11 protein-coding genes are annotated in these 12,429 nt (G+C 63.6%); 3 read left to right on the forward strand and 8 right to left on the reverse strand.

Annotation, left to right across the window (positions count from 1 at the left end):
• The 5 genes from ABSB13_RS15140 to ABSB13_RS15160 form a co-directional block, all read right to left on the reverse strand.
• Positions 1 to 409: MaoC/PaaZ C-terminal domain-containing protein (locus ABSB13_RS15140; protein WP_428110038.1), on the reverse strand; the 409-nt coding region annotated here is incomplete at its 3' end.
• Positions 410 to 449: 40 nt separating this feature from the next.
• Entirely contained in the window at positions 450 to 908 is a 459-nt protein-coding gene (locus ABSB13_RS15145) for a MaoC family dehydratase N-terminal domain-containing protein (protein ID WP_428110039.1), read from the reverse strand.
• 64 nt (positions 909 to 972) lie between these two features.
• Positions 973 to 1,749 (reverse strand): SDR family NAD(P)-dependent oxidoreductase, encoded by a 777-nt coding sequence (locus ABSB13_RS15150; RefSeq protein WP_428110041.1) that lies wholly within the window; start codon positions 1,747 to 1,749, stop codon positions 973 to 975.
• A gap of 170 nt (positions 1,750 to 1,919) precedes the next feature.
• Positions 1,920 to 2,930 carry a 6-phosphofructokinase gene (pfkA, locus tag ABSB13_RS15155; protein ID WP_428110042.1) on the reverse strand — a complete coding sequence of 337 codons (1,011 nt, stop codon included), beginning with the start codon at positions 2,928 to 2,930 and terminating at the stop codon, positions 1,920 to 1,922.
• Positions 2,931 to 3,041: 111 nt separating this feature from the next.
• Positions 3,042 to 3,581, reverse strand: coding sequence for a tetratricopeptide repeat protein (locus tag ABSB13_RS15160; RefSeq protein ID WP_428110043.1), 540 nt, complete (start codon positions 3,579 to 3,581; stop codon positions 3,042 to 3,044).
• 84 nt (positions 3,582 to 3,665) lie between these two features.
• On the opposite strand from ABSB13_RS15160, the gene ABSB13_RS15165 reads away from it, so the two are divergent.
• The gene (locus ABSB13_RS15165) at positions 3,666 to 4,355 is read left to right on the forward strand and encodes a carbonic anhydrase (protein ID WP_428110045.1); all 690 of its coding nucleotides are present in this window, start codon (positions 3,666 to 3,668) and stop codon (positions 4,353 to 4,355) included.
• 22 nt (positions 4,356 to 4,377) lie between these two features.
• Here the strand turns inward: ABSB13_RS15165 and ABSB13_RS15170 are convergent, their stop codons facing one another.
• On the reverse strand, positions 4,378 to 4,761 hold the full coding sequence (locus tag ABSB13_RS15170; RefSeq protein ID WP_428110046.1) for a PKD domain-containing protein: 384 nt from the start codon (positions 4,759 to 4,761) through the stop codon (positions 4,378 to 4,380).
• A gap of 261 nt (positions 4,762 to 5,022) precedes the next feature.
• Between ABSB13_RS15170 and ABSB13_RS15175 the strand changes: the two genes are divergently transcribed.
• Positions 5,023 to 5,892 (forward strand): alpha/beta fold hydrolase, encoded by an 870-nt coding sequence (locus ABSB13_RS15175; RefSeq protein ID WP_428110048.1) that lies wholly within the window; start codon positions 5,023 to 5,025, stop codon positions 5,890 to 5,892.
• Positions 5,893 to 5,901: 9 nt separating this feature from the next.
• Here the strand turns inward: ABSB13_RS15175 and ABSB13_RS15180 are convergent, their stop codons facing one another.
• Together ABSB13_RS15180 and ABSB13_RS15185 are read right to left on the reverse strand one after the other, a co-directional pair.
• Positions 5,902 to 6,243: a hypothetical protein gene (locus ABSB13_RS15180; protein WP_428110049.1), complete on the reverse strand. Its 342-nt coding sequence runs from the start codon at positions 6,241 to 6,243 to the stop codon at positions 5,902 to 5,904.
• A gap of 157 nt (positions 6,244 to 6,400) precedes the next feature.
• Positions 6,401 to 10,309 carry a tetratricopeptide repeat protein gene (locus ABSB13_RS15185; RefSeq protein ID WP_428110051.1) on the reverse strand — a complete coding sequence of 1,303 codons (3,909 nt, stop codon included), beginning with the start codon at positions 10,307 to 10,309 and terminating at the stop codon, positions 6,401 to 6,403.
• Between the two features lie 109 nt (positions 10,310 to 10,418).
• Between ABSB13_RS15185 and abc-f the strand changes: the two genes are divergently transcribed.
• On the forward strand, positions 10,419 to 12,413 hold the full coding sequence (gene abc-f, locus ABSB13_RS15190; protein ID WP_428110052.1) for a ribosomal protection-like ABC-F family protein: 1,995 nt from the start codon (positions 10,419 to 10,421) through the stop codon (positions 12,411 to 12,413).
• The last annotated feature ends 16 nt before the right edge of the window (positions 12,414 to 12,429 follow it).

Genomic DNA, 12,429 nt, shown 5'->3' on the forward strand with positions numbered 1-12,429 from the left:
CGGCGCGGAAGCTGCCGCGAATCGCGGGCTCGCCCTTTTGATTGAGCACGATCAAGTCGCCCTCGATCTGCTTCTCGCCGTCCTTCTCGAGCTTGTTGGTGACTTTGCCCGTGCAGGTGACGACGTCACCGGGCCATACGCGCGTGGCGAAGCGCACCTGGAAGCGGCGCACGTTGCCGACCCCGACGTAATCGGTGACGGCCTTCGAGAGCAGGCCCGCGGTGAACATCCCCTGCGCGAAGACGGTCGGGATTCCGGCCATCTCGACGAAGGTCTGATCGTAATGCAGTGGGACGAAGTCGCCCGACGCGCCCGCATAGCGGACGAAATCGGGACGCGTGACGCCTTTGATCTCGATTTTTGGAATCTCGTCGCCGACTTTGATCGAATCAAATTTCAGTTTTGCCATTTTGATTTTCCGATTGAATCGTTTCTCGCGGGTGGCCCGATTACGCTTTGACCGCTTGTCCGGTCTCGATCAGCGTCGAGCGCGCAATCGCGACTTTTTCGCCCTTCTGGTTGGTGTACTCGGTTTCCGTGATCAGCAGCGTCATCTTGCCGCCGCGGCCGCCTTCCTTCTCGAGCACATCGGCGACTTTGGTCAGGCCCGTCAGCGTGTCGCCGACAAGGATCGGCTTGAAGAATTCGAACTCCTGCTCGCCGTGCAGGATACGGCGCAGGTCGAAGCCGCCGACGCCGGGGCTGGAGGTCTCGTCGGTCCAAAACGCGCTGGTCTGCAGAAACGTAACCGGCACCGGGATTCCGCCCAGTTCCTTTTTGGCCAGTTCCGGATCGAAGTAGAGCGGATTGGGGTCTTTGATCGCGCGGGCGAACTCGCGAACCTTGCTCCAGTCGACGTGCATCTTGAATGGTTTGCCGGTTTTCCCGACGGCGCTCTTGTCGGCCATATGATTGATCCTCTCTCGACAGAGTCGAGGGAATTATTTAGCGATGCTCGATTGGTTTGTCCACTTACTCGGAAATTCGCATGCCTTCGCCGCCGTCGATTATCAGCAGCGCGCCGGTAACGTAGCTCGACGCGTCCGACGCAAGGAAGATGCATGGGTAGGCGATTTCCTCGACCCGGCCGAAGCGCTGCAGCGCGCGCGATCGCGCCACCATCTCCTTGACCTTTGGATTTGGCCATACCCGCGGCGCCGCGCCTTCGGTGTCGATCGGGCCGGGCGCGATGCAGTTGACGCGAATGCCCATGGCGCCCCATTCGCCTGCCTGGGAAACGGTCAGGTTGATGACGCCGGCTTTGGCCGCGCCGTACGGAAGCATAAAGGGCGACCCATGGACGCCCGCGGTCGAAGATATATTGACGATCGAGCCGGCGCTTTTCTGCTCGATGAATTGGCGGGCCGCCGCCTTGGAGCAGAAGAACACGCCGTCGAGATTGATTCCGACCACCGCGCGCCATCCGTTGGGCGAGAGATTCAACGACGGCGACGCGATACTGGCGCCGTGATTGTTTATCAGCACATCGAGACGCCCGAACTGCTTGACCGCCTCCGCCGCCATCTGGTCGCATTGTCCGGCGTCGCGAACGTCGACCTGCGTCATCTCGCATTTACCGCCTGCTTTGCGAATCTCGTCGCGCACGCGCTCGAGGTTTTCGAGCTTGCGGCTGGCGATCAGCACCGGCGCACCGCGCAGCGCGAACTCCTTGGCGATCGACTCTCCGATTCCGGTTCCGCCACCGGTCACGATCGTAACCTTGCCTTCGACACTGAATGGATTGTTCAAAATGAAAATTCCTCCCGGGGGTTTCGCTGAGATTTATCGCACTATTGCGCCGCGTTGGCGAGCAGGGGTGACCCCGTGCACCCGGTGTTAAAACAAAGACGCAGGCGGAGGTTACCCTGAGTACTCGAAGGGCCGGTTAGAACTTTTATGGGTGTCAGCCCGAGTGGGGGTCAGGTGGAGAGCTGATGGACCAGCTCGATCAGCGATGGGTCCAGCGGGCGGCGCCGATTAACCACGTCGCTTAGCGGAACGCATACAATCGTGCCGCGCTCCTCGCCAATCAGTGAAGGCGCGGTACCGTCAAGGATGGCCTTGATGGCGCCGGCGCCCATCCGGCTCGCCAGCAACCGGTCCCTGGCGGTGGGCGCTCCGCCGCGCTGGACGTGGCCGATCACGACCACGCGCGCCTGCATCCCCAGTCTGGCGGTAAGGGCCGCGGCGATCGGGGTGACGCCACCAGTGCGCGGTCCCTCCGAGACCACGACGATCGTCGCGCGTTTGCCGCGGCGATGGCTGTCTTCGACGCGATCGCAGATTTCGTCGAGGGTGAACGGAATCTCCGGGACGATGACCGCCTCCGCGCCACCACCGAGAGCGACCGCGATTGCGATAAACCCCGAGTCCCGGCCCATCACCTCGACACAAAAGACGCGTTCATAGGCGAATGCCGTGTCCCGAATGCGGTCGATCGCATCGAGCGCCGTGTTAACCGCGGTGTCGAACCCGATTGAGTAGTCGGTACCGGGGATGTCGTTGTCGATCGAGGCCGGGATGACGAAGACCGGAATGCCGGTTTCGCCGCCGAAGATCGTCGCGCCGATCATCGAGCCCTCGCCGCCGACGACGATGAGCGCGTCGATTTGGTGACGTTTCAAGTTGCGGGCCGCCAGCCCTCGGGCAGCGGGGGTGCGGAACTCGACCGAGCGCGAGGTCTCCAGGAAGGTCCCGCCGCGCTGGATCATGTTGGCGACGGAACGGGTGCTGAGCGGCTCGGCCAGGTCGCGGATGAGGCCCTCATAGCCGCGTCTGAAACCGATCACCTCGATTCCGGCGACCGCCGCAGTGCGGACCACGGCGCGAATCGCGGCGTTCATCCCGGGAGCATCGCCGCCGGCGGTGATAATTGCGACTCGGCGGGGGCGCGAGCCGGTCAGGTCGGAAGATTCGTTGTTGCCGTTCATGGAAATATGAAAATAAGGAGCGACACGCGCGTCGCTTCCATCTTCGAGACTACAGAGCGGGACAGGCAGAGCCAACCTGAGCCGCAGCAGCGCTTATGCGAGCGGTGCTGGTCAGGGCAGCCGGGAGGCTTGCATGCGTTCGAGCGCAGCCCTGGCCTCTTCGGAGGCATCGCTGACGGTGGGGCCCTTGGTGTCTGCCGCTTTTCGGTAGTGGTTGACGGCAGCGCTTTGGTTGCCGAGCGCCTCGTAGGTGCGCGCGACGTTGACCTCGGCCCGGGCGTCATTGGGGCAGGCCGAGACCGCATCCTGGTAGTATCCCAACGCCTTGCCGAAGTCGCCGGCGGCAAATCGGTCGCCGCCGCGCTGGTTGGCAGCCGTCTCCACGCCTTGGTCGCATCCGCCCGGAGAGGACGCGGCGCCGGCGGGCGTGTAGCTCCGGTTCTGATTCGCGGTGAGGGCTTCGATCTCCTGTTGCTGATGCTCGAGCTGTTCCTGTTGCTGTTGAACCAACTTTTTGGTGGCGTCGATCTGATCGCCCATGCATCCCGCACCGACGAGCGCGAAGGCGCCAAGCGCGAGCCCAAACAGGATTCGGCTTGCCGGGTTTGTGACGGGTATGAAGATTCTATTGGTGCTGGATTTATGTCGCATCGCCACCAATACTGGCGAATAGCCGCGCCGTGTCAATGCTGAAGTGCGATGCGTCCGGGACCGTAAAACAGAGAGGGAGAAGCGATGGTGATTCGACGTAAGAAAATCCTGGTGAGAATGTCGATGCTGCTGGCGATTGCCGCGCTGTCGATCACTGCGACCCGCGCGGTGATAGCCGCGGCCCACGAGCCTGCGGTCAGCGCCGGGCAGGCCCTCCAGTTGTTGCTCGACGGCAATCAACGTTTCGTGGCCGGCAAGCTGGAGCATCCCAATCAGACGCCGGCGCGGCGCGCCGAACTGGGCAAGGGACAGCATCCGTTCGCCGCGGTGCTGGCATGCTCGGATTCGCGGACGCCGCCCGAGATTATTTTCGATCGCGGACTTGGCGATATATTCACCGTGCGGGTGGCGGGCAACGTCGCCGACCAGGTGGTAATCGAAAGCGTAGGCTACTCGGTCAAGCATCTCGGCGCGCGGCTGGTGATGGTCCTGGGGCATCGCCGATGCGGCGCGGTGACCGCGGCGGTTGAGGGTGATGAAAAAGATAAAGAAGAGGTCCGCGAGATCGTCAAAGAGTTGGAACCCGCGGTGCGCGCCAGCCGTGGCATGCCCGGCGATCCGGTCGAAAATGCGGTGCGCGAGAACGTGAAGCTGGTGGTGAAAAAACTTGCCGCTTCGGGGCAGCTGTCGGCGATGGTCAAATCGGGCGAGCTGAAGATTGTCGGCGGCGTTTACGACCTCGACACGGGCACGATCGAGATGCTCAAGGACTAGCGTGCGCGGCTTCGCGGCGCGGTTACTGGGGCGGCTGCGTCACCACTATGCCTGCGAACGATGACGCAGAATGGCCGTCCGCCGTGCTCGCAGTAACAGTGACGACGTAGCTGCCGGGCGTGGTGTAGGTGTGGAACAGCACGGTCGGAGGCAGCGCGGAGACCTGTCCGTCGCCGAAATTCCATATGAAGCTCTGGAGCACGGTGTCCGGATCGGGGCTCCATAGCATGAAGCCGACAGTCAACGGCGCCGGCCCATATCCGGGCACCGGCAAAAGCGCAATCCGCGGGATCGCAGGCATGGTCATGGGCGTGGGCGTCGCAGTTGGGCTCTCGTTCTGCGCCAGCACGGGAAAACTCAATCCGCAGAGAATCAGCAATGCGACCGCGAGCGCCGACTTTGTCATTCTGAGCGAAAGCTGCTGAAGCGAAGAATCCCGGATCCGGCTTCCTTCGCTGCGCTCAGAATGACACAAAAGAAGAACGACCCTCTTCGCGATCAAATTGTTACGAGTCAATGTCGTTGGCCAATCGATTCTCCCAGCGGCTCTCGTGCGGTTGTTAGCACGAGGGGACGACGCGCTTCCAGCCAGCGAGGATCGAACACGGCGCCATCGCGCGCATGAAAATCTATGCTGGTGATCCGGCGTCGAATAGAATTGACGGCTATGGCACAAGAGCAAGCGGCTACCGTACTAACGGAGCCGACCCATCGGTACCTCGAGGTTGAAGGACGCAAGCTTCATTATCTGGACTGGGGCGGCGATCCGGACAAACGCACTTTCGTTCTGCTGCACGGCGGCGCGGCGCATGCGCATTGGTGGGACGGCGTCGCTCCGATGCTGACGCCATACGGGCGCGTGCTCGCGCTTGATTTTCGCGGTCACGGGCGCAGCCAGTGGGCGGATTCGAAGAACTACGGGCCGCCGGCGTATCTGCAAGACGTCCGTGGCCTGATCGACAGCCTCGGCACCCGCGTGGTGCTGGTCGGGCATTCGATGGGCGGGGTGGTCGCGCAATGGGTGGCGGTCACGCATCCGGAGTTGCTCGACGCACTGGTCATCGTCGATTCGCCGCACGGAGGGCCGCCGCTGTTTCGCCGCCTGATGTGGCGATGGCGCCGGCGATCGCGCGGCGGCGCTCGCCCGGAGCTGCGCTCCGCCGGCGACATCATCAAGAAGTTTCGCCTGCAGCCGCCCCAGACGAACCTGACGCGGCCGGAAATCGAGCGGCTCGCGATGCTCGGCGCCGAGCAGCTGCCCGGTGGCGGGTGGGCGTTTCGCTTCGATCCTCAAACGCGGGCCTGGCGCAAGCATAGCAACCGGATGAGCAGGCCGAAGCTCAGGAAGATCACGATGCCGACGCTGCTGCTGCGCGGCGATCAGAGTGGCATGGTGAGCCGGCCGCACGTTACCCGGATGCATCGGAAGATTCGCGGATCGGTGCTTAAGGAGATTCCACGCGCGTTTCATCACGTGCCGCTGGACAATCCCGGCGATACCGCGGCAGCGATTATCGAATTCGTGGAGAAGCTATAGTCCGCGGCGTCAGGTGCGGAGCAGAAAATCGCTCAGGTCCATCGCGTATTCACCGTCGCTGAGGGTCATCGACTTGGGCGAGCGCTTGAGCATCAGGCGCGCGATGTCCCGATCCCTGGGGAGCTGGTACACGATGTCCCCGGAACCCATCGAGAACACGCGCACGCGCTCTTCGCCGCGGCGCTCCTGTCCGGCAACATCGTAGGGGCTGACGTGAAATGCAAATCCGCGGACGCTCACCATGTCGCCGTCGGTTTGCTCGATGACGCCCACGAAAATCCGGGTGTTGTCGTCCTTGAAGAGCCTGCGATCGATCAGGACGATCCGATCCCCCTCGCCCAATGCCGCCATCGTGCGTTCCTCCTGTGCTCCGCTGGTTAGCCCGGGCAGGATTCTAGTCGATCGCGAAGGTTAACACGAAGCGCCAGGATTCATAGCTGGGCAATGGGCCAGTGACCCATTGCCCAGCTATCTTCATCCGATCTCAACCGCCCGCGTTGAACAACCCTCAAGCGCTCAACTGCGTCTCGCTTTGCGCAGCCCATCCCCGCACGACGTCGTTCAGTTCGCGAGCTCGAATCAGGTCGAGCCCGAAGCGAATCGGCAACGAACGCGGCAGCGCCTCGACGGCTTCGCGTCCGCCGGGGCGCGACGCAAGCCGGTCGAGCAGCCGCGAGGTCACGGTCCGGCGCTGCCCACGCAGGTATTGGTCGTTGTACATCTTGACGATCAACTCGGCCGCCAGCCGCAACGCATCCGACATGTTCATCGAATTGTCGGCAAACTGATCGAGCGCCTGCTTGAGCGGGAACTGATCGGGATTCCATACCGCGACCGAACCCGCGCGCATCAGCGTCTCGATACCCGGGGTGGCAAACGAGTAGCCCCATCCCGCCAGCTTGGTGCTGGCCGTGGCCAGCTCGGTGGGATCGAGATTGCCCGCCTGCGCGCGCGCCTGCAGCGCCGCCTCGGTCCAGACGCGGCGCACGCCGAACTCGGTCTTGGCGAGATCGGCGAGGATCATGTCGTCGGTCCACAGCACGTGCCCCGGCATCGAGGCGATCACGATGCTCTCTGCGCCATGGCGGCCGAAGAAATTAATCAGCCGCTCGCGGCGGTCATGATCGATCGCGGCAAGCACCACACCGTCGCGCACGCGGCACACCGACTGCAGCGCATCCGCCAGGCCCTTCAACTGAATGTCGGCGCGCTTGCCGTCATTGCCGTTGCTGGTGAGTGACGCGGAAAATCCGGGCGGCAGGCGCAGCAGAGTATCCTCGAACGCGAGGCGCCGGAGTTCGGCCAGCGTGGCCTGCGAAATGACGAACTGGCGCGGCCAGCTCGGCAGCAGGCTGAGCCGTCCGAGCATGCACAAGGTGGCGATCGCGGTCAGATCGAGGACCACCGCATTGGCGCGCTCGAAGGCTCCCAGAGCGGCCTCGAGTTCCTGGGGCGAGCCGGTGCAGCACTTTATCGGCGCCTCGGGGCGTTGCGCCAGCATAAACATGGTCTGCAGATCGTTCAGATTGATCCGTTCCGCGACCGCGTGGATCGGGACGGGCTTGTTCGCGTAGGTGAATTCGGCCTGTTTGATCAGGTCCTCACGCTTGCCGTTGACGGCAGCATGTCCCTTCGCAATCCCGTTGCCATTGACGGTACCGCTGCCATTGGCAATACCGTTGCCATTGACGATAGCGCTGCCCTTGTTTGCTTCGAACATCGAGTCGAAGCTGTCGGTCATTTCGCTCCACGGAATCGTGTCGGCGTGTACGTAGCTCACTTCGATTTCTGCCTGGCCGGGGAAGCGCGCCTGCCAGTTGACGAGACAATCCAGGTATCGGTAGGCGTACTTGCTGAGCATCTGCTTGACGGTCGCCTGGCGGCGGCTGAAGCGGCCTTCGGGCAGCTGAAACTTCTCGCCGGAGCGCTTGCCCTTGACGGCGCGCATCATCGGAGATTGCGAGCCGTACTCATCGAGCGCCTCGTCAGCGTCGTTGGCATCCTCGAGCAGGATCCAGCGTTCGGTGTTGGAATTCTCCTCGAGAAAACTCAGCGCGGCGCCGGGTCCGGCGACGTCGAAGTCGGGTATGTGCGGCATCGGGCCAACCGGTCCGAGCGCGGTCAGGTATGCGCGATGCGAATCGACGTTGTCACCCTGGTGGCGCAGCAATTCGTAAGCGTAGGCAAGCGCCTCGTTGGCGCGGCCACCGTCGCGCATGAATTGCACGGCCGCGCGGCCGAGCGCAGGCGCAACTTCCCGCGCCGAAGGCATCGCATTGGGATCGGCAACGACCAGATCGGCCTTGCCCAGACGCGCCGCGACGATCGAGCGGCGCAGTCGGAGCACCCGGTCGTCGGGATGCTCGCGCAGCAGTTCCTCGAGTCCGGCCAACGCGGCTTCGGGATCGCTGTGTTCGAGTTTGTCGAGTTGAGTGACGGATGTGGCGGCGTCGACCGTTTGTTCGGGATGCAACTGGTGCGAGAGCTCGCTCACGATGTCTTCGCGGCCGAGCCGGCTTGCGCAATCCAGCAACCGGCGCGTGTCGATGCTGCTGGTGCCTGCGGGCGCGAGTGTCTGCCACAGCGGAAGCGCGTCGCGATAGCGCCCCAAATCATGGAGCAACGCGGCCAGCTTGCGCCGGCTGTCGGCGGCGGTGTCGAGCGTGAGCTCGGACAGAGCCTCGTCGGCAAACTTGGTGGCCTGATCGAACTTGCCCTGGGCCAAACGCAGATTGGCGCGCAACGTCTGCCGCGTGACCTTGGGCAGGCGCTCCTCGGAAATCGACGCCAGCAGCGCGTCGGCCTCGTGATAACGCTCGAGCATGGCGAGCGCTTCGACCACGGAAGCGACCGCGAAGGGAAGATCGCCCGCTGGAATCGCCTCAGGCCGCGAGATCGAGCGTATCAGCAGCTCGGTGGCCTCCTGCATATCGCCGGGTTCATCGCGCTCGCGCAGCGTGACCGCGAGATGGTAATCGATGTCGTCGCGGCCGCCAATGGAGGCGGCGCGGCGCAGCACCTCGACAGCCTCGGTCAGGCTGCCGCGCGATCGCAGAACAATCCCGTACTCGCACAGGCCGTTGGCATCCTCGCGCTGCAAGCCATGCGCCAGTTCGATATCCTTGCCGGCGCCATCGGTGTCGCGCAGCGCGATTCGTGCCTGCGCGCGTCCCATCAACGCCTGCACTTCGCTGGACGCCAGATGTTCGGCCTGCGCCAGCGCGAGCGCCTGGGTGAAGCAGCTTTCGGCTTCGCGGACGCGGCTCCCGTCGTTTTGCGCCGGCGCCTCGGTCGAGGCAGCCCCGCCGGCCTCCAGTTCATTGAGTAGAATCGCCTGTCCCAGCACCAGCCACGGAACCGAATTATTCGGCAACGCGGTGCTGGCAAGGCGCGCATAACGCTCGGCACGATCGAACTGCGCGTCCAGCAGCGCGCGGCGCGCCATCACGACCGCGACTTCCGGATCGGATGCGAGTTCGGGCGCGACGTTTTCTTCAAGCTCCCTGGCATCGAGCGACTTGGGCGCATTGTTCAGCCACAGTGCGACCGCGCGGCCGCTGGAGGGAAACTGCATGCGCAGTTTGTCGGCCAGCGCGAATGCGCGTTCGCGCTCACCGAGCAGTTCGTGGGCAAGCGCCTCATTGGTGCAGGCGTTCTCCTCGTCGGGCTGCAACGATTTCGCCGCGATGAAAAGCATCGCCGATTTGCGCGGCTCGCCTTCCTTGAGCCACGCGGCGCCAAGATACGAGAGCACGCGGAACTTGTGGATGTTCGACAGCTGGCTCCACTTCTGCTCGCGCAGTCTGAGCAGGGCGAGCCGGGCCAACTGATATTGGCGGCTCTCAAGAAGCGCCGCGGCGGCGGAGATCTCCTCTCCCAGCGCATCGGCAGGTACCGCCGCCGCGGGCTCGCATCGAGCCTCGAGATGAACCGCCGCATCGGCCCGCGTCAGCGCCTGGCGCTTGGCGGCGGTCCCAAAATCGGTGAGGATCTGAGGATATTCGTCGAGCAGTTCCTCGATGTCGTCCCAGGTCAGGACCTCGATCGCCGAGATACCGTCTTTGCGGTTCGCACGGTTGAGATCAAACAACGAACGCTGCAAGCCCTCGGGCTTGCCGGCCGTGGTCGCGATCACGAAGCGCCCGATTGGGAGCTTCAGGCTCGCGGCCCGGTCCACAGCGTCCTTGATCTCGGCCAGCGTCAGGTCGGTTCGCGAAGCGCTCAGTTCGCACTTGACGGCGGCGAGTCGCGGGCGTCCGCTGATCTCGATGAGGTTGATTCCCTTCTCGGCGCGTTTGGGGTCGCGGAAGCGCTCGAGCTGAGGAAGTTGCCAATGACGCCGCAGGAGCTTGAGACAGAGTCTTTCGAACTCGTCCGGGCTCCGGGGCACGGGATATTCGGGGGCGAACTTTGCCATAGTGTAACATTGCCTAACACAATGTCGGTTCCGGAGGAAGCCCTCCCAAAGGTCGTGGCGGGAGTCACTTTCGGCGGACAAACGCCGCTGATAAGATGACTTTTTTACCATGCTTAGTCTCGACAACCTTTCCAAGTCCTACGGGGGACGCAAAATCCTCGACGGGGTGAGCTGGTCGATGGCCGACGAAGGGCGGGTGGGCCTGGTCGGGCTTAACGGCGCGGGCAAATCGACGCTGCTCAAGCTGATCGCGGAAGTGCTCCCGCTGGATTCGGGCCGAATCACCCGTCCGCAGCGCACCCGGGTCGGATACCTGGCGCAGGACGCTCCAGAGATGAGCGGCAGGTCCGTGCTGCGCGAGACGCTGGCGGCGCTCGACAGGATGCAGGCGCTGGACCTGCGGCGCAAGGAAGTCGAGCAGATTCTCGCCCACGAGCATTCCGGGCCGGTGCACGATGCGGCGCTCGAGGAATTGGGCGAGGTGCTGACCGAGCTCGAACGGCACGACTTTTACAGCGCCGAAAGCCGCGCCACGTCGGTGTTGTTCGGGCTGGGCTTCAACGATGAAGACCTCGGTCGCGACGTCGCCGAATTTTCCGGCGGAATCCGGATGCGCATTGCGCTGGCGAAACTTCTGCTCGACGCGCCCGAGTTCATGATGCTCGACGAACCGACCAATCACCTGGATATCGAGGCGCGCAACTGGCTCGAGGATTATCTGTGCGCATACCAGGGCGGGATCATCCTGGTCTCGCACGATCGCTATTTTCTGGACCGCGTCACCACCCGCACCGTCGAAGTGTCGCGCGGGCGGCTCACCGAATACCTCGGCGGCTACTCGCGGTATCTCGTCGCGCGCGAGGAACGCTTCGCCTCCGAGATGGCGGCGTACGAGAAACAGCGCCTCGAAATCGAGCACATGGAGAGTTTCATCAGCCGGTTCCGCTACCAGGCGAGCAAGGCGCGCCTGGTACAAAGCCGCATCAAGCAACTCGACAAGCTCGAACGCCTCGAGCCGCCGGAGGGAGCGCAGAAGCCGCCCGCGATTTCGTTTCCGAAATGCGAACGCAGTACCCGGCGGGTTTTCGAACTCAAGGGCGCGGTCAAACGCTACGGCGCGCTCACGGTTTACGACGGCGTCGATCTGACCATCGAGCGCGGCGCGCGAATCGCGCTGGTCGGTCCCAACGGATCGGGAAAATCCACGATGATGAAGCTGCTGGCGGGCGTCGAAGCGATGACCGGCGGCGAGCGAATCGCCGGCGCCAGCGTGCAGGCCGGATACTTCGCGCAGAATCTCGCCGAGTCGCTCTCATATGAAAAGACCGTGCTCGAAGAACTGAGCGACAGCGCGCAAGGCCGGACGATGGCGGAGATTCGTTCGATTCTCGGCGCGATGCTGTTCTCGGGCGACGACGTGTACAAGCGCGTCGAAGTGCTGTCGGGCGGCGAGCGCGCACGCCTGGCGCTGGCGAAGGTGTTGGCGCGGCCGAGCAATTGCCTGCTGCTCGACGAGCCGACCAACAACCTCGACATCATCGCGAAGGACACGCTGCTCGACGCGCTCAGGCGATTTCCGGGCACCGTTATAATCGTCAGCCACGATCGTTTCATTCTCAATGAGCTCGTCACCGAAGTGCTCGAAGTCGGCCAGGGCCATGCGATTCGCTACCTCGGCAACTACGATGAATACCTCGAGAAGAAGGCGCAGACCGACGCCGTGGCGTCGCCTTCGTCGCAGCCGATGCGGTCCGGGCCGGTGCAATTGCGCGATACGCGTGGCAACAACGGGAATGGATCGCGTCCAAAAAAAGCGGAACCAGCGAAGCCCGCTCAGCCGGTGAAGGCCGCGCATCCCGCAAATGACGATCGCGACGCGCTCCGCAAGCGCGAACGTATCGCGCGCCAGCGGACCCAGATCGAAGCCGGAATCGAGCAGCGCGAGACCCAGCGCGCGGCGCTCTCCGCCGAGATGAACGATCCCAACTTCTATCTCGCGCGAAAGGACGCCGACGATCTAATCGCGCGCTACGAACAACTCGGCCGCGAGATCGAAAAGCTCTACGCGGACCTGGTCAAGTTCGACGAAGCCGCGTCCGCGTGAGCGCGCCAGGCAAGCC

The organism is Binatus sp. (SeqCode) (genome assembly GCF_050013435.1).
In the GTDB taxonomy this organism is placed as follows: domain Bacteria; phylum Desulfobacterota; class Binatia; order Binatales; family Binataceae; genus Binatus.